The following is a 1,133-nucleotide window of genomic DNA, read 5'->3' as shown; positions in this document are numbered from 1 at the left end:
TAGAAAGCCGGCGCCGCCTTATGCAGCACCGGCTCTGCAGAATAACTTAGGACTGAATTTAAGCGGCCTTCACGCCGTCCAGGAACGCGTTGACCTCGCGCCTCAGATCCTCCGAGTGTCGCGCCAACTCCTGAGATGCCCCCAGAACCTGGCTGGCCGCCGAGCCCGTCTCGCTCGCACCATGCCGCACGCTTGCGATATTGCCCGTCACCTGTTCCGTGCCCCGCGCCGCCTCCTGCACATTGCGGGCGATCTCGCCGGTCGCGGCGCCCTGCTCCTCGATAGCGGCCGAGATCGAGACAGAGATCTGCGACATCTCGGAGATGGTCCGGGCGATCTGCTGGATGGCGCCGACGGCCTCATCCGTCGCCTGCTGCACCGAGGCAATTTGCTGGGAGATCTCATCCGTCGCTTTGGCCGTTTGCGTCGCCAGCTCCTTCACCTCGGAGGCTACAACCGCAAAGCCCTTGCCGGCCTCGCCCGCTCGCGCCGCCTCAATGGTCGCATTGAGCGCCAGCAGGTTTGTCTGGCCCGCGATGTTATTGATCAGCTGGACAACGTTGCCGATCTTCTCCGCAGAGGTCGCCAGCGTCTGCACCGTCACATTGGTGCGCTGGGCATCCTCCACCGCGCGCCCGGCAATCTGCGTTGACTGACTGACCTGTCCGGCGATTTCCCGGATCGAGATGGACAGCTCCTCCGTTGCAGCCGCCACAGTCTGCACATTGGCCGAGGTCTGCTGGGCGGCGGAGGCCACGCTGACCGTCTCGTTGTTGGTCTGGTTGGCGACCGCCGTCATGGACTGCGCCGTTGCCTCCATCTCGGTTGCGGCACTCGACAGGCCGTGTGTCAGCACTGAGACATTCGCCTCAAAGGTTTTCGTCAGCTGATCGAGGACTTGGGCCCGGCGCATTTTGGCATCCGCCTCGGCTGCAGCCTGCTCGTCCGCGTGGCGCTTGGCAATCATGGCCTCCTTGAACACCTGGACTGTGTTCGCCATGACGCCGATCTCGTCGCGGCGGCCTGTGCCGTCAATCGCCACGTTGAGATCACCGTCGGCGAGCGAGCGCATATTGCTTGTCAGCTTGTTCATCGGCCGGGAGATGCTACGACCGAGGCCGAACGCAACAGCT

Annotated in this window: 1 protein-coding gene; it reads right to left on the bottom strand. The window is 63.8% G+C overall.

Annotated features, from left to right (window positions below):
- Window positions 1-58: 58 nt before the first annotated feature.
- The coding region (locus LG661_RS24640; RefSeq protein WP_230534633.1) for a methyl-accepting chemotaxis protein at window positions 59-1,133 on the bottom strand (1,075 nt) is incomplete at its 5' end.

Source organism: Microvirga roseola (genome assembly GCF_020866965.1).
In the GTDB taxonomy this organism is placed as follows: domain Bacteria; phylum Pseudomonadota; class Alphaproteobacteria; order Rhizobiales; family Beijerinckiaceae; genus Microvirga; species Microvirga roseola.
Note: the sequence above shows the minus strand (reverse complement) of the source record. Positions and strands in the feature narration are given on the sequence as shown.